The sequence below is a fragment of the Pirellulales bacterium genome (genome assembly GCA_033762255.1).
Classification (GTDB): domain Bacteria; phylum Planctomycetota; class Planctomycetia; order Pirellulales; family JALHPA01; genus JANRLT01.
Genome location: JANRLT010000067.1, coordinates 1 through 21,009, shown reverse-complemented (window position 1 = coordinate 21,009; position 21,009 = coordinate 1). Strand labels below are relative to the sequence as shown.

At 54.3% G+C, this 21,009-nt stretch carries 16 protein-coding genes; 8 read left to right on the top strand and 8 right to left on the bottom strand.

The window, feature by feature from the left end; translation table 11 throughout:
• The first annotated feature begins 223 nt into the window (after positions 1–223).
• Positions 224–1,783: an endo-1,4-beta-xylanase gene (locus tag SFX18_18850; GenBank protein MDX1965211.1), complete on the top strand. Its 1,560-nt coding sequence runs from the start codon at positions 224–226 to the stop codon at positions 1,781–1,783.
• Positions 1,784–2,025: 242 nt separating this feature from the next.
• Here the strand turns inward: SFX18_18850 and SFX18_18845 are convergent, their stop codons facing one another.
• Together SFX18_18845 and SFX18_18840 are read right to left on the bottom strand one after the other, a co-directional pair.
• A complete protein-coding gene (locus SFX18_18845; protein MDX1965210.1) occupies positions 2,026–7,035 on the bottom strand; it encodes an Ig-like domain-containing protein in 5,010 nt (1,669 codons plus the stop codon).
• Positions 7,036–7,565: 530 nt separating this feature from the next.
• Positions 7,566–8,780 (bottom strand): argininosuccinate synthase, encoded by a 1,215-nt coding sequence (locus tag SFX18_18840; GenBank protein ID MDX1965209.1) that lies wholly within the window; start codon positions 8,778–8,780, stop codon positions 7,566–7,568.
• A gap of 247 nt (positions 8,781–9,027) precedes the next feature.
• Here SFX18_18840 and SFX18_18835 point away from each other — a divergent pair, with 247 nt between their 5' ends.
• A complete protein-coding gene (locus tag SFX18_18835) occupies positions 9,028–9,270 on the top strand; it encodes a hypothetical protein (protein ID MDX1965208.1) in 243 nt (80 codons plus the stop codon).
• A 79-nt stretch (positions 9,271–9,349) separates the two neighbouring features.
• Here SFX18_18835 and SFX18_18830 read toward each other — a convergent pair whose 3' ends face one another.
• Positions 9,350–9,784, bottom strand: a complete 435-nt coding sequence (locus SFX18_18830) for a hypothetical protein (protein MDX1965207.1) — start codon at positions 9,782–9,784, stop codon at positions 9,350–9,352.
• Positions 9,785–9,967: 183 nt separating this feature from the next.
• Complete coding sequence (locus SFX18_18825) at positions 9,968–11,206, bottom strand: GNAT family N-acetyltransferase (protein ID MDX1965206.1); 1,239 nt, start codon at positions 11,204–11,206, stop codon at positions 9,968–9,970.
• Positions 11,207–11,567: 361 nt separating this feature from the next.
• Between SFX18_18825 and SFX18_18820 the strand changes: the two genes are divergently transcribed.
• The 3 genes from SFX18_18820 to SFX18_18810 all read left to right on the top strand — a co-directional run bounded on the left by SFX18_18820 (position 11,568) and on the right by SFX18_18810 (position 15,622).
• Complete coding sequence (locus SFX18_18820) at positions 11,568–13,130, top strand: hypothetical protein (GenBank protein ID MDX1965205.1); 1,563 nt, start codon at positions 11,568–11,570, stop codon at positions 13,128–13,130.
• A 180-nt stretch (positions 13,131–13,310) separates the two neighbouring features.
• A complete protein-coding gene (locus tag SFX18_18815) occupies positions 13,311–13,655 on the top strand; it encodes a DUF485 domain-containing protein (GenBank protein MDX1965204.1) in 345 nt (114 codons plus the stop codon).
• Positions 13,652–15,622: a cation acetate symporter gene (locus SFX18_18810; protein ID MDX1965203.1), complete on the top strand. Its 1,971-nt coding sequence runs from the start codon at positions 13,652–13,654 to the stop codon at positions 15,620–15,622. Before SFX18_18815 ends, SFX18_18810 begins: the two co-directional genes overlap by 4 nt.
• Before the next feature lie 33 nt (positions 15,623–15,655).
• Here SFX18_18810 and SFX18_18805 read toward each other — a convergent pair whose 3' ends face one another.
• Entirely contained in the window at positions 15,656–16,276 is a 621-nt protein-coding gene (locus SFX18_18805) for a sigma-70 family RNA polymerase sigma factor (GenBank protein MDX1965202.1), read from the bottom strand.
• Positions 16,277–16,536: 260 nt separating this feature from the next.
• Positions 16,537–17,364 (bottom strand): hypothetical protein, encoded by an 828-nt coding sequence (locus tag SFX18_18800; GenBank protein MDX1965201.1) that lies wholly within the window; start codon positions 17,362–17,364, stop codon positions 16,537–16,539.
• A gap of 316 nt (positions 17,365–17,680) precedes the next feature.
• On the opposite strand from SFX18_18800, the gene rpmI reads away from it, so the two are divergent.
• The 3 genes from rpmI to pheS all read left to right on the top strand — a co-directional run bounded on the left by rpmI (position 17,681) and on the right by pheS (position 19,576).
• Entirely contained in the window at positions 17,681–17,884 is a 204-nt protein-coding gene (rpmI, locus tag SFX18_18795; GenBank protein ID MDX1965200.1) for a 50S ribosomal protein L35, read from the top strand.
• Between the two features lie 257 nt (positions 17,885–18,141).
• Positions 18,142–18,498 carry a 50S ribosomal protein L20 gene (gene rplT / locus SFX18_18790; protein MDX1965199.1) on the top strand — a complete coding sequence of 119 codons (357 nt, stop codon included), beginning with the start codon at positions 18,142–18,144 and terminating at the stop codon, positions 18,496–18,498.
• A 19-nt stretch (positions 18,499–18,517) separates the two neighbouring features.
• Positions 18,518–19,576, top strand: coding sequence for a phenylalanine--tRNA ligase subunit alpha (gene pheS, locus SFX18_18785; GenBank protein ID MDX1965198.1), 1,059 nt, complete (start codon positions 18,518–18,520; stop codon positions 19,574–19,576).
• A 65-nt stretch (positions 19,577–19,641) separates the two neighbouring features.
• On the opposite strand, the gene SFX18_18780 is transcribed toward pheS, so the two are convergent.
• On the bottom strand, positions 19,642–20,595 hold the full coding sequence (locus SFX18_18780; protein ID MDX1965197.1) for a dockerin type I repeat-containing protein: 954 nt from the start codon (positions 20,593–20,595) through the stop codon (positions 19,642–19,644).
• Between the two features lie 148 nt (positions 20,596–20,743).
• Positions 20,744–21,009 (bottom strand): hypothetical protein (locus SFX18_18775; protein ID MDX1965196.1); only part of this gene is annotated, 266 nt, incomplete at its 5' end.

Genomic DNA, 21,009 nt, shown 5'->3' with positions numbered 1-21,009 from the left:
ATCTTGTTGGGCCAGGGGGTCTCACATTTGCCCGAATAACCGGAAGAAGCGGCTCGGAGTCCCCGATTTCCGCCCCGGCTCCATTTTTTCGCTTAGCAAAAAAAACAACGCCCGTGTATGATACTATTTTGCGGTGGCCGGGATTGGCCCCCCTTTTTTTCACGAGCCGCACGGGCGATCAAGCGCGGGTGTAGTCAAAGGTGTTGACGCTGACATGGGCCAAATGCGGTTTTTTGTTGATGCGGATTCCGCGCACGCCCCTCCCGCCTGGGAAAAGACCCAGTTTATAAATATCGAGGGGCTCCCCTATTTGCGGCGCGTTCGCTGGGAACCTCCGTATTTAATCCTGGATCGAGGGGAAACCGATTCCGGGCATCTGCTTTGCGCCTGGCAAACCGCGCAGCATGGGCAGATTGCGCTGACCACGGGCACGCTGATTGAACGGGCCGCGCCCTATCACCTGGGGACAGAGCTGGCCCGCGGCACGCTCAACCGCGTGCGAAATCAAACCGCCATGTGGCAGATCGCCGGCATGTCCATGCCCGACGACCTGCAGCCGCTCACCAAGGCGGCTATTCAATGGCTCGCCCGCGCCGTGACTAGCGAGGAAGACCCCCAACAGCTAAAAACCTTTGCCCAGCTTAGCCTGGATTTGTCCCTGCAGGCGATTCACAGCCTAACGCAAAGCTATGCCCGGCAAACGGCGGTCGCCCGCGCCCGCCAAACGCCCAAGCAAATCGTTTTGATTGGCGCGCAAGTCCCCTTGGCGACCCCTCCCACGGGTTGGCCCGCGTCGCTGGAAACGGCGTGCAATACGATTGGCCTGTCCGTCAGTTGGAAGGAGATCGAAATCGCCGAGGGAGAGTATTCTTGGACGGCGCTCGACCGCAGCCTGGCTTGGAGCCAATCCCAAAATTTGCGCGTCTGCCTAGGGCCGATCTTAGATTGGGGGGCGGGGGCCTTTCCCGATTGGTTGACGCTGTGGGAGGATGATTTTGACAACTTGCTCACGGTCACAACGGATTTTGTCCGTCGCGTGGTCACCCGTTATAAAGGCCGCGTCCAACTGTGGAACGCCGCGTCCAAGATCAACACCACGCCCGTCTGGGTGCTTAGCGATGAACAGCGCCTGCGGCTGGCGGTCAAAATCTTGGAAACCATCCGCGAAGTTGATCCCCGCACGCCGCTCATCCTGACCATCGACCAGCCCACCGGCGAATGCCTGGCCGAATCCGCCGGCGAACTTACCCCCTGGCATTTTGTCGATGCCCTCTGCCGGGCGGAACTGGGCCTGGCGGGCCTGGGCCTGGAATATCGCCTGGGTTTTGCCACGGGAGAAAGCTTGCCCCGCGATCCGCTGGCCATCTGTCAACAATTGGACTTGTGGAGCATGCTCAACCTGCCGCTCCTCCTATTTTTGCAATATGCCCCCCAACTGCCCCATCCTGAACAAGCCCAAAGCCGCTGGCTGCAAGATGTTGGGCCGGTGATTTTAGGCAAACAAGCGGTGCAGGGTCTGTTTTGGAACACGCTAGTGGACGGGCCGCAAACCGCCCCCGCCGCGTCGAGTAAAAGCGTGGACACCACCGGCCCGGCGCCGGGCGATACGACCAAACTCGATTTTTCTGGACAGATCCGCGGTTCACAACCTCCGGTCGGTGACACGCCCGCGGCCACGGCCAGCGGACCGCCGATTTTACCGTTGGGTCTGTACGATCAAAACCTGCGGGCGAAGGCCATCCTCTCGGTCCTACGGGAGTTGCGATTGAAGTACGGTAATTGAAAATTGTGCTCCTCTCACTCCGTGAGAGAAACAAAGCCGCCGATGGCATCGGCGGACGAGGATGCAAGCGTGTTGAGAGGGTGTTGAAAAATAAACACGCGCATCAATGATCCTACGCCACCACTAGCTTTTCCGCACACGGAGTGTGCGGGCTACATTCTGCGGGCTACAGTGTCCTCCTATCACTCCGTGAGAGGAACAAAGCCGCCGATGGAATTGGCGGTAAAAGAGCAGGGTGTATTCTATCTCCTCATCACACCCACGGATCTGGCCGGGCCGCGCTGGCCGCGGTACGCATCCTGTTCCCCCTCGCCCAGCCAATCCTCCTCCCACGCTAGCGAGGACCAGGCCGCCGTTTGGGAAAAGAGTTCCCCGCGCGCGTCCGTCGCGGGAATAGCGCGAACGGGCGCCGATTCCGCCCATTCCCGCTCTGCTAATGTTGACAGTGCTCCGTCGCGTTCGAGTGCGGCCGACTGCAATAAGGCCACTTTTTCCGCAGCCAACGGCGCGCCGACCCCCTGGCCCAGATAGCTGTCGATCGCCAGGTAGTCCCCCCCATCGACGACGCCATTAAAGTCCGTGTCCCCCAGCAGATACCCAGCGATTCCCCCGGTGGTCGTCCGGCCCAGGTTGGTGTCAATGGGCAGGTAATCCGCCGTGGTAACCTGGCCATCCAGATTTAAATCCCCTGGATGGGTATAGCGGACCAGCACCTGGTGAAAGCCGGTCTGACTGGCCGCGTCCCCCAGGACCCGGCCCAGGAAGGGCGTGTTCGTATCCCCCAACCGCGCCTGGCGGTTATCGACGGGGATAATAATGCCGGTCCCCGCAAACTGCGAATGCATACCGGTCGAAATTCTCGGGGCATTGTTATTAGCATTATAAAAATTCTGAACATACTCAGTGATTGCGGGAGTGGGATTTGTGCCCGCCGGATCATAATGCAATATGAGGTCATTATCGGCTAGATCAATGACGCTATTGGTGCCCATCGTCAACTGGCCGGTGATTTCCAGCGCACCCGCAGCCCCGCCGTGGGGGTGGAGGATGAGAATACCTCGCGACAAATTTAATTGTTCAACTTTAAAGCCGTTAGTATACAAATAATTTGTGACCGAAAATTGCCGTGCATCTACAAATTCCAGTTGACCCTTAATCTGTAACGTCTCCACTGTTTGCACGAGCGCGCTATCGCGAAAGATGATTCTTCCCGCGGTTATACTACTGCGAAGTGTAATTGATTGCGCGGCAGACAAATCCACTATACCCGTACTGCCGTATGCAAAACTATTGGGAATGAGTTTGTCATTCAATTGCTCAATTGTCCCCATCCCCCGCACAACTAAAGTTCCATCCGCTTTACCATTAACACCCTTGATCGTCAAGCTGTCAGCGGTTTGCCCCCCACCATCCACTAGCAAACTTGTACCCACTGAATGGATCGCAATTTGGTCGGACTGGTCGCCGGTATTCAAAATAATACCCGCTAAGCCAGCGAGCGGACCCGTCACATAACCCAATCCGCTTTCGCGCCAACCGGCGGCAATTGCGGCCGCGCTGGGTATGATTGGTTGCGCGGTGTCTTCCAGTACATACTCTCCATTCCGCTTGAAGAGACTGAGGCGATTGGCTACCCCGTCACTGGCGGTAAAGATTAATTCCCCTTGCAGCACGTCCAAATTCGGAGTCTGTGCAGAGCCAGGATCAAGTGTCGCGATTGCGTCAAATGTGGTCTCGGCAAAGAGGCCCGCCGTGTCAGTTGCGCGGACCGTAATGCGGCTCGTCCCCAATGCGCCAGGCGCAAAATCCAAATGCAACTTACCGGTGGATGGCTCCACCTGGACATTACTGAATATTGCCGGGTTGGTGTTGCCCGTGACGGTAAACACTAACTCGTCATCGTTGTCATTATTGTCGGAAAAGGCCTGCCATAGATCGATCGCATAGGAATAGGCATCATAACGGGCCCTTACATCGTCTGTCCCTGGTGTAAAGGGTGGCGTTTCAGTAAACCAGAGCGGGTTACGAACAGTATACAGTTGCCTCTGATTAGCACGACTGATGGTATCTGTATAAGATAACCATACCGCAATCGATTCGCTATTCGGACTGATCTTCGCACCCGTTAGAAAAAAACTTGTTGAATTTGGTATTTCCCCCTCGATATCAAGTAATACGATCCGATCCTTGATAATGTCCCGCACATAGTAGCGACGGGCAAATATCGGGCTATCAGGGGTAATGTTGGACCCCACCGCGTCAATGACGGCATACCGTCCATCGTCCGAAAGGGAATAACTTTGCGTGGGACCATTGCCTGGCAAATCCGCCATGTTTTCGCTAAGCCGCAACACCTCATTGGTCCAGAGATCTTTGCGATATAATTGCTGTTGTCCATTATTATTGCCTACCAAATTAGTTGCCATACTGATGAAAGACACATATCGGCCATTCGCACTGATTTGCGCGCCATACGTTTGCCCATTTGCGGCTTCGCCATTCTGATTCGTATTTACAACGCTCACTTCTCCCGTAAGCAAGTTTTTCAGGATCACATCGGAACGATACGCAGCAATTGGTGGTGGCATAAAATCCCTGCTGCGGGTAACGTATACGGCCAAAGTACCGTCGGCGGAAAGGCTTATTGAACTTAAACTTGTGCCATTATTAGCTTCTATACTTGCGGTCAGGATCCCCGTGGCATCGGTATTGACTTGCTTCAAGGCGCCTGTCAGCAAATCCTTGACAAAACCATCGTTGATTGTTGTGGTTTTACCATTGATTTGCACGGTCCTAGCTTGGGTATAAGTCAAGTAACGTAATTCAGGGCTAACCTGGGGAAGTGCCGTTATGCCATCCAGGGGTATTAGCCAGATTTCGTTGGTAGAAAGATTCTGGAGAAAGTAATCCGCTTGGCCGTTGTTATCATTGGGGGTTAGGTTGTCCTGTATACTAGAGAAAATAGCTTGATTGCCATCACTACTAATTGCTATCGCACTAGCGATAAACTGATTTCCCAGTCTGTCAGTGCCAATGCGTCGGATCGCACCCGTTTGGGTATCCTTGACAAATGCGTCTTGCTGGAGATTGGTGTCCCCCGTGACAAGATTACTTGAATGGCTGTTAAACGTAATAAACCGGCTATTTGCGCTCCAGGGAAGCAAGTGGGAACTTAAATCAGTTCTGTTGTTTCCTAGTTGACTGAGACTTGTGCCGCTGATAATTTGCAAATCCAGATCAACCGATGGTACGTTCATCGTTACCAATACTTGACTGACATTGGACACCGCGCCGTCACTATCGACCACTTCAAACGCAAACTGATCCGGCACATAGTGGTTGGCGAGCGGCGTATACTCAAACGCTCCCGTGGCCGGATTGGTGATTATGACGCTGCCGCGCAGCGGGGGCGTGGTTATCCGATAAGTCAGCGTGCTCGAATCAATATCCGAACCCCCTAAAATGCCCTGATACCGCTGATTCACTTCCGTGGCAAATGCCTGCCCCACACTGGTGGGCGAATCATTGACCGGCGTAACATGCAATACAAATTCCCGTTCGGCGGCGTAACCGCGGGAGTTGACGGCACGCACCATGATTCGAGACGTACCAGACAAATTCGGCAGGGGCATCAATTGCAGTTGATCCGTGCCAGCCACATGGGTTACCGTAACCAGGGACGGATTTGTATTCCGTAACAAAGAATAAGTTAACCCGCCCACCGGATCGATTTCGTCCGTGAAAAAACTGGCGATATGCACTGATCCTGGAGTGTCCTCTGCCACATATTGGTCGGGAATGGCCAGCGCGGCAGGAGAGGTCCCAACGTACCACAATGGATTATCCGCGCGATACACATAACTCCCTTGAGCAATTGGAGTAATTGTGCCAGGAACGAGATTCGCAGCTAGGCTGGAAAAATAGATCGAACGGCCATCGGGAGAAATCACGGGAAAGCGCGAGTGGTGATTCGCCTGAACACCATTGTCACTGACATTCACCCGTGCGATCCGGCCGGAATGGATTTCCTTGACAAATATATCGCGAAAGCCGTTGGTATCGCCCGTAACCAGGTTGTTAGCGGCACTGACAAACACCACATAACGTCCGTCCAGGGAAATGGAACTCCCCTCCAAATTTGCGGTACCATTGGCCTCCTCCCCCGCCGCATTAATAGTGACCCGGATCATATTTTGGGAAAATGTGTCCAGCACAAAAAAATCTGATATGCTATTTTGATCGTCTGGCAATGGCTTAGGCTGGTGGATCAACTGAAAACGGAGTTGTTTATCTAGTTGCGGCGCGGCGGGATTTGTGGCCAACATAATGCCCACGGTATTATTCTTTGCCAGCTCAATTTGCCCGGTTTGCATATCTTTTAAATACAATTCGGTGGTTTTTGGGGTATCGCCGGGAGCAAGATTGAGCGCATCGCTATAAAAGGCAAAATACCTATAATCAGCCGTTAAACCGACTCGAGTATCCTGCAAATTAACACCTACTGCCAGACCATTTTCATTGGCACTAATGAGTGTGAATTCTCCTGTAACACGGTTGTGTAGGTAGATATCCAGCAGGTTATTTGTATCTTCTGGGACAAATTGCTCAGACGAATTGACAATCAGATAGCGGCCATCATCACTTATATGTTGCACCCCAACATAGACAGTTTCTGCCAACGGGCTATTGATCGGATAGTCGATTGTGCCTGTTTGCAAGTCCTTGATAAATGTTTTGTTGGCAGGGTGGGGTGAGGGAAGCAGATTTGTGGCGGAACTGAAAAATTCCGCAAATCGTCCATTAGAGCTCAACAGCGGTACAGAATTGGTAGTACTATTATTTGCCGAATTCCCTTGACTGTCCACACTAGCGATTTTAATCCCCTGTGGACCTTTCACAAAGACATCCATCCGTCGGTTGGTGTCTCCTGGAACAAGATTGTTATCCGTACTATAGAATCCTACAAAGCCACTATCTGTAATGGTGGTAGGCTTAAGATGGACATACCGTATACCTTCCGCAACTGGCAGAACCACACTACTCACCAGCTCTATCGCCATCAGTTCCCGCCGTTCGAGCGCTTCATAGCCCCGCTGTCGCTGGCGGCGGTGCGAGCCACGGAATGCGCGCTTAGCACCGCGTGCGGGACCAACTGGCCCCTGGGTTCCGCTTGACACAAAGTCCGCCGATAAATCGCCATTTCCTGTCACCAACGAACGCAAAAAGCGGGGCAAACGCCAAAATGAGGGCATGACGGCTCTCCCTGAAATATTAAGTGTGTGGGTCGATCACAATTCAAGCGAGCGCTAACGCGCAAACGACTCGTCTTCCGCCAAAGCAAGCACCGTTACCACGCAAGTAACCGCATGGGCTGGTTCGCCAAACAAATGGAAAAACCGCGCATACTGTGCCGCAGCGGCAGCCGACAAGTGAATTTCGCAAAGATTTCTGCCTCTTCCCTTGCGTAGAAAGAAACGTGGGCTGTTCCAGGCCATGTCACAAAGTTAAGTCCTTTGTTACACATAGCCACCCCACGCTGCCATCCGGATGATCGCCCATGACCCTAGACGCGATCACTCGCTAAGGAACTGTTGCATTGTAGCGCGTTGCCCGCGGGGCGTCAAGCAAATTTAGAAAAATGGACCAGGGGATTTTTTTGGCGGAGATGTTGCCCCCGCCACCCACTTTCCGCCGCTGCCAGCGGCGGGTTTGTGCGCGTCGGGGGTATCCAAAAACCAGCAACCAAAAACCAGAACGGCGACGGAACGTCACCACTACGAGCCTAGTACTCCCGCGGGCGGACGCGTCCCTGCACGCGCAGCGGCAACCCCTGAATGCGCAAAAATCCCTCGGCGTCGGTCTGGTCGTAAGAACCACCCCCCTCCATGCTGGCGATCCCCGCATCATACAGGCTGACGGGACTGGAACGCCCGGCCAGCATAATATTCCCCTTATACAGATTCAACTTTACCGTGCCGGTGACCGATTGCTGGGCCTGGCGGATAAACGCCAACAGCGCGTCCATCTTGGCACAATACCAAAAGCCGTAATACACCATTTCAGCCACTTCCGGAGCCAATCGATCCCGCAAATGCGTCAGGTCGCGGTCCAGAGTCAGTTGCTCGATTGCCTGGTGCGCGGCGTACAATATCGTCATGCCGGGGGCCTCGTACACGCCGCGGCTTTTCATCCCGACAAAGCGATTTTCCACAATATCAATCCGGCCCACGCCATTGCGACCGCCAATGGCGTTCAGTGCCTGAACCATGGCCAGGGGGCTATGTGGTTGGCCATTCAGCTTGATCGGCACACCAGAGGCAAATTCCAGCGTGAGGGATTCGATTTTATCAGGCGCTGCCTGCGGGCTGACGCTCATCCCAAATTCGACCAGTTCCACGCCGTTGACGTCCAACTCTTCCAGCTTGCCCGCTTCGTAGCTGATGTGCAGGCAATTTTCATCACTCGAGTAGGGCTTGGCCAGGGAGGCCTTGACCGGTATGTTTTTCTCGCGGCAAAACTCGATCATTTCCGTTCTACCGGGAAATTTTTGCCGAAATTCGGGAATCCGCCAAGGCGCGATTAGCTTGATCCCCGGATCAAGGGCCTCTGCCGCCAGTTGAAACCGGCACTGGTCGTTCCCCTTTCCCGTCGCGCCGTGGGCGTAAGCGGACGCACCCACTTCGCGTGCGACTTGCAGGCAAACCTTGGAAATGAGGGGCCGGGCAATAGAAGTCCCCAAAAGGTAGATATTTTCGTACTTGGCCTGCCATTGCATCACAGGAAAAGCAAAGTCGCGGCAGAGTTCTTCTTGTGCGTCCACAATCCGGGCGGACGCCGCGCCGCATTGCCGGGCTTTATTTAGGATTGCCTGGCGGTCCTCGCACGGTTGCCCCAAGTCAACATAGACGGCGTGCACCGCGTAACCCTGCTCTTGGAGCCAACCCAGAATGACCGAGGTGTCCAAACCACCGGAATAAGCCAGAACACAACTTTTCATAGTACGAAACGGTGATAAACGTAGGTAGGCTAAAGGAATAACAGTCAACTATTATGCCGTAAATATGCACTCAGGGAAATGGGGCTGACGGGGAGTTATGGCCGCTGGAACTAATTGCGTGCGGCCTGCAACGACATGTCAAGAGGACTAAAAATGGGAAATGATTGCCGTGACACGGATGGAATAAGTTGCTAAAATTTATTATTGTATTATTTTGCATTTAGCAAATTTATTTACACGGTGAATTATGGACCTGAACTCGATTCGTTACGCACTCAAAGCCGAACCGTTTCAGCCATTTGAATTATGTCTTGCCGATGGCCGTCGAATACCTGTCAAACATCCGGAATTTGTGGCCATGAATAAGCGGATTGTGATCGTCACAGACGATGACAGTAATACTCGGACATTTGAACCCCTCTTAATCGTTTCGCTGGAACCCCTGTCTGGCAACGGCCACGGCAAGCGTAAACCGCGGCGGGGTCGATAGCGGTGGTTACTTACCGCAATTCTGGATAGATTCTCCCGCACCGCACACGCCACACTATTCTGATAGCAAGAGTCGGCTTTTACCTTCGGCGCTCACCTTCTTGGCGCACCGTCGCCAAAAACTCTTGCATGGCGGCCAGCATTTCCCGCCGCTCGCTGTGGGCGCCATAAACCAGTCTGGCACCGGCGTTCACCAGGGTGATCGTTAATAACGCCCCCAAAAAATACCACCCAAAGAGGGCTGTTCCCCCTAATAGCCCCCCCAGGCGGATGGTTTCTTGGTCGATTTTTATCTGGGCGTTATCCACACCCAGGGTCTTGGCCATGGCGGTCACGGCGGGTTCGATAGCCGCGGGGTCAAAGGCAATTTGCAGGACCGTTTGACAGACAGAGATCGCCAAATAACAGCCAATTAAAATGAGCGCGATCCCGATAACCTGCACCAAAATTCGCATGATCCCATTGATGGTAAGCGAGACTTCGTGCGATTCGTTAAATTGGGTTGGTTGAGGCACGGTGTTGTCATTTTGCAGGGGAAAAATCAGATAGACTCATGTTTGCACCACACATTCCAATTAAGCCGACAGAGGGCCATTCGTAAATATCGCTTTGTCGCAAAAAATGCGTATTCCTGGCGATTTTTTCGTGGCGGCGCAATCCATAGTGGCGGGATGAATTCCACCCACAATAAAATTTTCTTAGCCAGTTCGCCAACGGAGCCATTGCAGCCAGCCATACAGCGACCTACCTGTAAAGTGCGAGTAGCGGTAACTGGGGACCACGCTGGTCAGCCAAGGTTGCTTGCTCGTCAGGTTATTCGGCCCCAAATCCAACCCGTTATCACCGCGCCGGCAGCTATCCTCCAGCATATGGTAAATCAGGCAGGTGCCCGCCCCCTGGGCCTTGTATTTAGGATCATAGCCCGACCGCAAGCCATAAACTTGCCCAAATTGGGCGTAATTGTAGGCAAACGCCACCGGTTGTCCATCACAGTACAGCAAATTCAAATCCAGCGCGCCCGTGCGCGCCGCGGTTTGGTGGGCGTCACGAAGATACTCCCGCACTTGGGGATGCGAAAGCGTGGTGCCGTCCGCGCGGCTCCCTTGCCAGCTATGCGCGGCCAAGTCGACGCATTGCTCAAATAAATCCCAACGGGGATCCTGCTCATGGAACTCCTCTCCCCGGGGGCGATAACGCAGATACCCTAGCCTGCCTAATTTTGCCAGTTTTTTCAAATTGCTGCGTACATTTGTTCGCCAATGCGATGTCCGCCTGGCCCAATATTCGTCCCAGCCGGTCGTTAGATCAACTTGCGCGGTGGGAAACCAGACCCGCTCGACCGCGGAAAACCCATGAGAGCGTAGCATGGTTTGGCATAAATCGCCCAAGCCCTGGCGATTATCAATCCAGCGCAAATCCAGCAAATCATAATCGCGGGATTGAGCGCGTAAGTATTTCAAACCATGACTCAGGGTTAAATCCGGACAAGGCCCCAGCGGCCCATAAAAACATCCCCACCCGTCCAGGGGGAAGGTCAGCACCCTGATCAATCCCAAGGCCGTTTGTTCATGCCTTAGCACCATGGGCAGGACACCCACGATGGTCGCCGCGGCTGGCAAGGAAGCTTTGGTTGCGCCGCCGTCAAGCTGGGGCTGCGTGGCCACCACCAGGATACGCAGTTGTTGATCCTGGCCAAAATGCCGCCAATAAGTCGCCAGCCAATCCAATGTCAAAAAGTGCGTGGCACCGGCAGTTTGCCCCGCCAGGCGATTCCACGCGGGGCGCAATTGCAGTAGTTCCGGCAATGTGCGAATTTCATTCACGCTCCAACCTTGAGCCGCTTGTTCGGCCAAGATATCCGCGGTCGAGATCATCCCCCCCATGTCCGCAAAATGCAGGGAGTTTGGCGGAAGCGGAGTTTCAAGGAGCGTGGGCATTTAACAGCGGGTCAGGTTAAACAAATGAGTTGGCAATATGGTTGATCGCGACCCCCAGCGGAGCATTGCGCCGAGATCGAGACTGCCATTGGGGACGCATTGAGCGGCTTCGGCCATGTGCGGGAATAATGGTGGGCCTACAACTTTAGCTTAGCAAACACGTATTCGCTGCTGATTACTTCCCACCCAAACCGGGATATCCCCTCAATTGCGCAACAATTGATACGTCAGGAATAATTGGAATTTTCCGGTTGGCGGACACTGGAACTCCATCAAAGCGTCCTTGGCCCCCAACCGCAAAATTCAACCTACATTTTAAGACCTGGGATTTTGCAATCATTTCCTGTCGTAGGTGTCTTGTATGTCCGCTCCCGTTCGTCCCGTGGTGGATTTTGCCGCAATTGCCGCTAATCTGCGCCGCTATTATCTGCTGTGGATGGTACCCACTATTATCGTAACGGCGCTGGCGATTGTTTACGCGGGCGTGAAATCCCAAAAATGGAAAGCAACCCAGGCGGCCGTCTTGCGGGACGAGGGGTCGGACAACCCGCAACAACCGTTGGGACGTTTTGCCTCGCCGGACAGTTTGAAGGCGGCGCAAGAAAGCATCGTGCAAATCGCAAAAAATCCCGCCGTGGTAGGGGCCGCGCTCAAGACCCTGGGTCCCGCGGATGGCTCCGTTGATCCCGCGTATCCCGGCAAAGCCGAGATAGAAGAAACCATTGCTAAAATCACCGTCAGTCCACCCAAGGGGAGCGAATTTGGCAAAACGGACATGATCTATCTGGCGACCGAGGCGCGAACATCCTCGCGGGCCGAGCAGTTAAATTCCGCCGTCCTGGCCGAAATTCAATCACGGCTGCAAACCTTGCGCGCCGAGCGGGCCAAAAGCCTGATTACCGAGTACACCCAATCCGTCGCCCAAGCTCAAAAAGAACTGACACTGGCAACCGCCAAGCTGGAGCAATTGGAAATTGGCGTGGGCGCGGATATCGGCGAATTGCGGACCATCATTGATGGGGCCGCCGGCAATAGCAACCTGCGCGAATCCTCCAATCATATCAAGGAACGCCTTCGCACCGAACGGAGCAAAAGGGATCAAAACAATCAGTTGCTATTGTTATTGGGACGGGCCAAGGCCGACCCCAACCGCCTGGCCGAAGCCCCGACGCGGTTGTTCGAACTCAACCCCGCGCTCAAACGCATGAAGGAAGGACTGGTCGACGCCCAGATCAAAACCGCCAGTCTGTTGGGGCGGATGACGCCCGATCATCCCGAGGTAACCTCCGCGCGGTTGATTGAACAGGCCGTGCGTTTGGAACTGACAAATGAACTGGACACCACCATGACCGGCTTGGAGACCGACTTGCAAGTCAGCGGGCACGAAATTGATAACTTGCAGGATGAACTAAATCGAGTGGAATCACGGTTGCAACAATTGGCCAGCATGCGCGCCCCGTATGCTAATCTGCAGGCGGAAGTGAAACAACGCAATGAACTCTTGTTCAAAGCCCAAAAAGGTTTATCCGATGCCCAAGCCAGCCTGGCCGCGGCATTTAATACCAGCGTTCTGATTCCGCAGGACCAGCCGGACGCGGGAACGGCCCCCATTGGCCCCACGCCCACGATTATTGTCTTGGGGGGCGCGGCAGGCGGATTGTTACTGGGCCTGGGTTTGGTATTTATTACCGTTCCCATTGGCCAAGCCTGGGGACGCCGCTGGAGCGATCATCAGGGGACGGGACGCCGCGCGGCGGACAGGATGGGCGCTAACCGCAACTCTGGTATCGTCGCACAAACTGCTCCCCTGGGTTCCTGGCCAGCACCCACCACGCCTCCCGGCGATCACCAGCCGCTATCGGACCAGGTAAATTCTCCGGGGAATTCGGACGCGACTCAGGCCGAGGTCCAGCAAGCTTTTTAACAATATAATTCAATCCTTGAGCGATAGTTTTTCCAAGCGCGCGACGCAAATGGACCCGCCCCAGAGGGGTTGTCTGGTCATGGATTGTGCAAGTAGTTCGTAATATTGAGATGCGGTACGGGCGGGGAATCACAGAATTTCCCTTGAAGTTGGTCGCGGGGGGCGGTATCTTGGCCCCTTATGTCCCAGCCCGCCCCTTCCACCACAAATACCGCCGCCAGCCCGGACGCTTTCCGGCTTGATGCTGTTAGTGCTCGACAAACCCGCCTCGGATTGGCACTGTTTGCCGGTTACTGCCTGTTTTATGGCATCTTTATGTTGTGGGCCAGCTTTGCCCCGGATAGTCTTGCCTGGGAAACTCCATTGGGGCCGAATTTGGCCATTTGTTATGGCATTGGGCTGATTGTGGGGGCGATTGTGATCGCGTTCCTATACATGTTCCTTAGTCGTAACCGAAAGATGACGGAGCCCTCCCTCTCTGCGGCACAGTCCCCTTCCCCACGCGCGAGGGACGGCCAGCCATGATCTATGAAGCTTCCGGTTTGGCCCTGGGCGTGTTTGTAACGTTCGTGCTGGGCGTGCTGGGGATTAGTTTTTATTTAGGCTCAAAGGCTAAATCCGCCGCGGGTTATTATGCCGCGCATGGCCAGATACCTTGGTTTGTGAATGGCGTGGCCTTTGCCGGGGATTACTTATCAGCGGCGTCGTTTTTGGGCATTTGCGGCATGATTGCCTTTTATGGCTATGATGGATTTTTATATTCGATCGGTTACCTCGCGGGGTGGATTGTCGCGCTCTTGGTGATTGCCGAACCACTGAAACGATTGGGAAAGTTTACGTTCGCGGACGCCTTGGACAATCGCTTTCATAGCAAAGGCATCCGCCTGACCGCCGCGATTAGCACGTTGGTGGTCAGCATCTTTTATTTGATTCCCCAAATGGTCGGGGCCGGCGCGCTCATTCGCCCCCTCTTGGGCATTGATTCCTCCTGGGGCGTGGTGTTAGTGGGTACCATCGTGATTCTCATTGTGGTCATGGCGGGAATGGTCTCGACCACTTGGGTGCAGTTTATCAAGGGAGGATTGCTGGTTTTATTTTGTGGAGTTTTAACATATGGAATATTAGCGCGGGGATTAACAACCGCTCCCCAACCCGGAAATAATGCTTTCGCAGCTTATCAAACGACTAGCTTACCGCTTTTGCTCGAAAAAAATCCTGACCTAGAGGTATTGCCCACCGCCAGCCCCTGGCAAGGCAAACCGTATGTGAGACTAAAAAGCGCCAGTACCGGCCGACTGGAAATTTGGCGCGTTATACCGTCCGTAACGGGCGAGCCCGCTCCAGCAGCGCCGCAAATCGCCGCAACCCAGTTTATCACTAAACAACCGGGCCAACCTACCTTGGCCAATGGCCTGCCGCAGGGCCGGGGAGAAGGCAAAGCAGAGCTTTATCCCGTGGGTCAAATTTTAAAGTTACCGCATAGCAGCCTGGCATCGCCCCCAACCGCCGAAACCCCACAGTCGACCGGCCCCCTGGACCCGGCCACGTATTTGTCAGTTTTACAGCATAGCCAAATTGTCTCTTGGCGCAAGGAACTGCCGATCACAGAATCCAGCGGCGCTGTCACCACAATTTATTACCCACAAGTGCTGAGCGGTGCGGAGCTATTAACTCCCGGCGGCAGCCCCACCTTTGCGGGAATTCGCACCAATGATATTTATGCCAAACTCAACTTCTTATCGCTGATGCTGGCCCTGTTTGCGGGGACGGCCTCGCTGCCGCATATCTTGATTCGCTATTACACGGTCAAAGACCAAGCTTCCGCCCGTAAAAGCACTGTCGTGGGAATCGCCAGCATTGGCTGCTTTTATATCTTAACCTTGTATCTGGGCCTGGGGGCCATGACCAGCGGCGTGCTTGATCCCACGGACAGTAACATGGCCGCGCCGCTGTTGTCGCGCGGTTTTGGCGAATTGCCATTCGCGCTGATTAGCGCCATTGCCTTTACCACCGTGCTAGGGACGGTCAGCGGACTGATTTTGGCCGCCAGCGGCGCGGTGGCCCATGATTTGGCCACAGGATTGCTAAAGTTAAATCTGACCGACGTGGGGAAGGTCCTGGTGGGCAAGGTCGCGGCGGTTGTGGTGGGGGGGATTGGTATTGTCCTGGGGATTTTATTTGAAAATTTTAATGTGACGTTTTTAGTCGGTTGGGCGTTTAACATCGCGGCCAGCGCGAATTTACCCGCGTTGGTGATGCTGTTATTTTGGCCCAGGACCACCCGCCAGGGGATCACCGCCTCGATCTTGGTGGGATTGCTCAGTTCGCTGGGTTGGGTCTTGTCCAGCGGCGAGGCATTTGCCAATGTCTACAAGCTGGACCCCAAATATGCCTGGGTTCCTTTTAATCAACCGGCGATTGTCACCTTGCCGCTCAGCTTTTTGGTATTGGTGGCGGTGTCGCTAGCAACGGGCGGCAAAGGGGAGAAGTAAGGTCTTGAATAGCCAATTTTTAATTTTCAATTTTTAATTGTCTTCTTCTGGATTCACTCCCAGCAACTGCTGCAATTTGGCTAGCGAACGGGTTAGCATGACCCGCACCGAGCCGTCGGATTTTCCCAGCCGCTCGGCGATATCCTTGGATGGCAGGCCGTCCACATATCGCAGTCGCAGGGCGGTTTGCTGGTCCTCCGGCAGGTGGGCCATGGCGTTTAACAACCGCAGTTGTTTTTCATCGCGCGAGACCGCCTGACTGGCCGTGGTCATGCTGGCAATCAATAAATTGACCAGCCCGGCCCGGCTGCTTTCGGCGTCGCCGTGGATACCCACCTCGCGCCCCGCGGCGCGCTTTTGGCTGGATATCAGCCTGCGGTGCGCGTCAATAATCCGCCGTTCGGCTAATTGGCACAGCCAGCTAAAGGGTTCTTTTTGGCTAAAATCCAAGGATTCCAGGCTGCGCATCGCTTCGGCGCTGACTTCCTGAAAAATGTCCTCCGGCTCTAGCTTGCGTTTGAGAGCCCCCCCCAACCGCCGCTCGATAAACGCCAAGAGCGGCAAGCGCTTGTACATCAAATATTCGCTCATGGCCGCGGGTTCATGGGACCGCACGCGCTCGATCAAGAGTTGTTCGGTGTTATCTTCTTCCACGAGAGTATCTCCGGAGACAGAGCAAGTGGATTATTCCCAACGGCGCGGCACTTTTGTCTGGCATGGTCCGCGAAACATGGCGCATCCCGTGTGGCGACTGGACTCAGTAAAGGATGGTCCAGGGAAAGGTTACGATCCAGTGCCTTTAGCCTACCACGATTGCCCGGCAGTGGCAAAAAAGAATTTGGTTTGCATTCCCCCCCGGGACAAACCGCAATGATGAAAGGGGGCGCCTGCCGAAAAGCCCGCCGGGCGGGGGATTATTGCTCTTCCCCCAGCTCTTCATCGGTCGTTTCCACCACCGCGCGCTGGTGCAAGATCCGATCCAGATGCCCCCACAAAAAATAAAGTCCCACGATGTTATTCCAACGTTTGATCTCCTTTTGGTGGTTGTCCACCGCGATCAAATCCCCCCCCCCAAAAGTCAGCAGCGTCTCCAAAATATCGCGGTAATTGGTGCGAAAGCGCAACCCCGTCCGGTCGGTCATTTCCGTTCCTTCGCCAAAATGAAATTCGCTAATGTCATTCGGCGTAATCCGTTTGCGGCCATTGAGCACCATTTGCGCAATACCCGCCACCCAAGGTAATAATAAGAGCCAGCTTAGCACAGTCGCCGTGCCGGGATCCAACCGGGGATCCAAGCTGGTCAAGTAACGGATCAAATGCCCCACGATCACAATCGATTGCAGCATCTCAAAATATTTGGCAATCAGCCAGATCAGCAAAAAAATGCCGACCCATAGGGCCAGCTTTTTAAAGCTAAAATCATACAACAGCGTGCATAGAAAATAGAGCAGAACCCACACATAAGCCCAGCCGAGGATCGATGCCGTGTCCGGCCACTGTTGCACGACCGCCGCAAAACTAAATCCCACCGCCACCAGCAGCCACAAAAAAAAGCTGGGATGCACGGAATAAATTGTCAACGTGTTAGGCAATTCCCGCCGCGCTTGAAACAACCGCACGGGCAAAAGCACCACCCAATAAATAAACTGCCCCAGGGCCTGAAAAATTCCGCCGAACAAGCCGCGGGGTTCTTCGGGAGTGGCCGTGGGAAGTGGATAATCATTCTGGGAGGAAGTGCTCATGATTTACCAAAAACGCGGCTCGGCCTGGGGATTGTTTGCAAAGGGGAAAGAAATGTTGGCATTTAGCCTGTCAACGTTATATAAGCCGGTTCACCGGTCAGAAAGTCATTACCACCCGGCAAGTTCGCCAAAACCTGGAAAATCTTGGTTTTCACAGTGGGGCCTTTGCGTAAAGCGGGGAACCCGGTCGTCAAAGGCCCACCACGTGCCTCATTTCCGTATAAAAAAAGTGCCGATACGGGGATTGCCCCCGCACCAGAAAAAATGTTACACTGTGTGATTACCAATTGCTACTACCAAATTTGTTAGGATAGCCATGCCCAAGCTCAAAACCCACAAGGGAACCAAAAAGCGGTTTCGCGTCACGGCCAATGGCAAGGTCAAACATCGCCAGGCCGGAACCAGCCACTTGAACACCCGCCTGTCCAAGAAGCGCCGCCGCAACTTGCGGGGGACGGCGGTACTGGCCCAGCCCGATACCCCGCGCATCGTCGAAGCCCTGGGCAAGCACAGTTACTAGTCCTATTTGGACGTCGGCAGTTTTAGACGCCTGCAATGTATTTAGGTGCCTGTGGGGTCTAGCAACCCTGCCAGTCGCCCCATAGAAAGCGCGTGCGGCCCGCGTGTACAAAATACGCCGCAGGAAGCTGATTTTATTGTTGTCTGGTCAACCAGATGGCGAAACAGCATTCCCCCCAGGTAAGCGGGCATGAACTTGGCATATCGTATGCCAGGCCTGGCCTTACCCCTGATTCCTCATAAGGGAGTCCCTACGCCATGCGTATTACCAGTGCAGTTCCCCGTAGTAAACGGAAAAAGCGTCTCTTTCAAAAAGTAAAAGGCTTTGTTGGCGGGCGGCGCAAGTTGCTGCGTACCGCCAAGGAAGCCTTGGTTCGCTCGGGCGTGTATGCCTATCGTGATCGTCGCCGCCGCAAACGCGACTTTCGCCGGTTATGGATTATTCGCCTGAGCGCCGCCGCCGAAATGGCCGGTCTGCGCTATAGCCAATACATCCACGGATTAAAATTGGCCAATATCGAACTTGATCGCAAGATCTTGTCCGACATGGCCATCCATGATCCCGCGGGATTTGCCGTGGTGACCGCGCTGGTCAAAAGCGCGTTAAAACTCTAATTTTTCAGCCGATACGGATATGGCATTGGCTGACTTCTTGGCGGAATTGGATACCTTGGCCAGCGCGGCGGAAGCCGCGTTTGCCCGCGCGTCCACGCCAGCCCAGTTAGAATCCGCCCGCGTCGATTTTCTGGGCGCAAAAAGTGGCCGGTTAAAAACCGCGCAAAAAGGGCTGGGAGGCGTTCCCGCCGCCGATAAGCCCGCCGCAGGCAAACAGTTTAACGCGGCCAAGGAACGAATCGAGGCCGCCTGGACCGCCGCGCAATCACGGCTCGAGGCCGCTCCCGATGTGACATCCTCCCCCTTTGATGTCACACTTCCCGGCACCCTTCCCCGCTTGGGCCATTTGCATCCCCTGACCCAAACCATCGAGGACCTTAAGGAAATCATGGGACGGCTAGGATTTACAGCCGTGGATGGCCCGGAAATCGAAGACGAGTGGCATAATTTTGAGGCACTCAATATACCGTTATCCCATCCGGCGCGTGATCCGCTGGAAAATTTTTATTTACGCACGGCGGAAAAACTAGCGGCTAATTTAGGCGAAAAAGGAGCAACTTCACCCGCGGACTGCTCTCGCCCCCTATTGCTGCGCAGCCAAACCAGCACCGTGCAAATCCGCGTGATGGAAAAAACCCGCCCGCCGATTCGGATTATTTCGCTGGGCCGGGTATACCGACCGGACGACGCCGACGCCACGCATTATCCCATGTTTCATCAGATCGAGGGGCTATTGGTGGATCGGCAGGTCACGATGGCCGATCTTAAAAGCACGCTGCGGCTCTTTGCCACCAGTTTTTTTGGGCGGGATGTGCATATCCGCTTTCGCCCGTCATTTTTTCCCTTTACCGAACCTAGCGTCGAAGTCGATATGAGTTGGGGGGACCGCTGGATCGAAATGGGGGGGGCGGGCATGGTCGATCCCAACGTCTTTCGCGCGGTCGGTTACGACCCTGACGAGTTCACCGGCTTTGCCTTTGGCTTGGGGGTGGAACGGGTCTGCGCGCGGCGGCATCAGGTAGCCGACATCCGCGAATTTTACAAAAACGACGTGCGTTTTTTGGAACAGTTTTTGTAAAAAACAAGATAACTCACCCGCCGGGTGCGGCTCACCGATCCGCAGCGCTGTAAAAACGGCTTCTACTAGCTAACCAGTGTGGTTTGGCGCTTCTTTACGTAAATCCACAAACCGCCGACCATCGCCAGCGACGCTCCCATAAGCCAGGATGGTTCCGGAATAGGAGTCACGCCAATCAGCGGATTGGGACTGCCACCCAGGACGACATTTTCCCGAATATCGCGGTCCAAAAATTGGGTGACAAGGGCGGCATCTTCTTCATTGACCACGCCATCCAGGTTGCCATCGCCAAAGATCCAGCCGCCAATCCCATTTGTAAAGAGGCTTCCACGGTAAGTATTTACAATTTGGTAATCCGCCGCGTTAACCACCCCATCCAGATTGTAATCTCCCGGTAGCGCCAGCTTGACGATAATTTGGCGATAATTGTTCCCCTCGGCGGAGTCACCCAGGAATAGATCAAAGTAGGAATTGACGGTATCCCCATACATGGTGCGGGTGTTGTCCACCGCGACCAAGATTTTTTCACCGCTAGAATCCAAATACTGTTGGCTAAATAGCCGCGGTTGCGGCGAGTTGCCAAAATATTCATTATTTAATAGTTCGATGATCTGCTCCCAGGGGTTCGGATCCGTGGAATCATCCATGTAAAACAGGATCAGATGGTTGTTTGTGATATCCATCGACCCGTATTCACCGATTGTCAGTCCCGGTGTTCCGCTCCCGTCATTGATCGTGCGATTATCGATGATGACCGCGCTTTGGGTTTCTCCCTCCGCTGGGTTGACGATCAAAAATGTCCCCCCCTCGATATCGCCTGGCTGTACGATGACTTGGTTTCTGCGCAAACCGTCGTGGGTTTGCGTGGTGCCGGCATCCACCACTTGTTGTCCCGTCGCGCCGTTGATCGGTGTCCCGCCCGGATTAACCGCCCAAGCTCGGGAATTTTCCAGCGCTAGCCATCCAGCCAAAACCCATCCCGCCAGGACCACGCTGTCGATGCGTTTGAATTTGCCCATGATTCCGCTCCCCTAAATTTCAAAATGAATTAATTGCCGGTCAGAAATGACGCCTTGATTTTAGGGGTAAATGTCATTTTTGTCTTCCAAATAACCCAAAGTTTAGCAAAAAGCATGATTCCGCCGTAATTCATTACCAACCAAATACTTACGTCACACATCCTCTCTTTTGTAGACGCCACATCGTGGCTAAATGCCAAGGATTGCAAACGCCAGCAGCCATCAGGACTAGGATTAGCGTGACTAGTCCCGGTTCCGGAATTGCCGTGACCACCGGGTGATTTCCCCCCAGCGGATTCCCCACGCCCGAGCCGATGTTACTGTCAATGGGCAGATAGTCGGCAGGGGTGATGACGCCGTCAAAGTCCCCATCCCCCAGCGTCCATCCGCCGGATAGCCCCGGCGTCAGCGTCC

What these genes read in the sequence shown, in the direction of transcription:
- SFX18_18840 (MDX1965209.1), bottom strand. Translation starts at nt 8,780, where the DNA reads ATGAAAAGTTGTGTTCTGGCTTATTCCGGTGGTTTGGACACCTCGGTC.
- SFX18_18835 (MDX1965208.1), top strand. Translation starts at nt 9,028, where the DNA reads ATGGACCTGAACTCGATTCGTTACGCACTCAAAGCCGAACCGTTTCAG.
- SFX18_18810 (MDX1965203.1), top strand. Translation starts at nt 13,652, where the DNA reads ATGATCTATGAAGCTTCCGGTTTGGCCCTGGGCGTGTTTGTAACGTTC.
- pheS (MDX1965198.1), top strand. Translation starts at nt 18,518, where the DNA reads ATGGCATTGGCTGACTTCTTGGCGGAATTGGATACCTTGGCCAGCGCG.
- rplT (MDX1965199.1), top strand. Translation starts at nt 18,142, where the DNA reads ATGCGTATTACCAGTGCAGTTCCCCGTAGTAAACGGAAAAAGCGTCTC.
- SFX18_18800 (MDX1965201.1), bottom strand. Translation starts at nt 17,364, where the DNA reads ATGAGCACTTCCTCCCAGAATGATTATCCACTTCCCACGGCCACTCCC.
- SFX18_18820 (MDX1965205.1), top strand. Translation starts at nt 11,568, where the DNA reads ATGTCCGCTCCCGTTCGTCCCGTGGTGGATTTTGCCGCAATTGCCGCT.
- SFX18_18850 (MDX1965211.1), top strand. Translation starts at nt 224, where the DNA reads ATGCGGTTTTTTGTTGATGCGGATTCCGCGCACGCCCCTCCCGCCTGG.
- SFX18_18815 (MDX1965204.1), top strand. Translation starts at nt 13,311, where the DNA reads ATGTCCCAGCCCGCCCCTTCCACCACAAATACCGCCGCCAGCCCGGAC.
- SFX18_18780 (MDX1965197.1), bottom strand. Translation starts at nt 20,595, where the DNA reads ATGGGCAAATTCAAACGCATCGACAGCGTGGTCCTGGCGGGATGGGTT.
- SFX18_18825 (MDX1965206.1), bottom strand. Translation starts at nt 11,206, where the DNA reads ATGCCCACGCTCCTTGAAACTCCGCTTCCGCCAAACTCCCTGCATTTT.
- SFX18_18845 (MDX1965210.1), bottom strand. Translation starts at nt 7,035, where the DNA reads ATGCCCTCATTTTGGCGTTTGCCCCGCTTTTTGCGTTCGTTGGTGACA.
- rpmI (MDX1965200.1), top strand. Translation starts at nt 17,681, where the DNA reads ATGCCCAAGCTCAAAACCCACAAGGGAACCAAAAAGCGGTTTCGCGTC.